Origin of the sequence: Bacteroides sp. 51 (genome assembly GCF_010500965.1) — a bacterium.
Taxonomy (GTDB): domain Bacteria; phylum Bacteroidota; class Bacteroidia; order Bacteroidales; family Bacteroidaceae; genus Bacteroides.
The window spans coordinates 1-393 of the sequence record NZ_QVMI01000126.1 but is presented as its reverse complement, the minus strand read 5'-3'; the positions used below and the strand labels follow the sequence as shown (position 1 = coordinate 393).

Sequence of the window (393 nt, the reverse complement as noted above, 5' to 3'; positions counted from 1 at the left end):
CAGCTATTTACAAAAAGAGAGCACTATACAAGAGGAAGAAGACCCGTGTTGAGAAAGAAGTGAAGAAAGAGGAGTTGTTCAAGCGTAAGGAGATAGGAGGAGACAAAAATGGTGGTTCAAGGCTTGTTCCTGTAAAGAGAGAGCCTCGTTTCTACCCAACTGAGGATGTACCCAGGCCATTGGCCAACCGCAAGAAGCCAGGTAAAGCCAAGTTAAGACCAAACATTGTTCCTGGTACAGTTCTCATTCTCCTTGTTGGAAACCACCGAGGAAAAAGAGTTGTATTTTTAAAGCAGCTGGACTCTGGTCTTCTTCTAATAACAGGGCCCTACAAAGTAAATGGTGTTCCTTTGCGACGAGTTGCTCAATCATACGTCATAGCAACATCGACAG

General features: G+C 44.3%; 1 protein-coding gene. It reads left to right on the top strand.

The annotated features are described in order from the left end of the window. On the top strand, positions 1-393 hold a 393-nt coding region (locus tag D0T87_RS23810; protein WP_163178665.1), incomplete at both ends, for a hypothetical protein.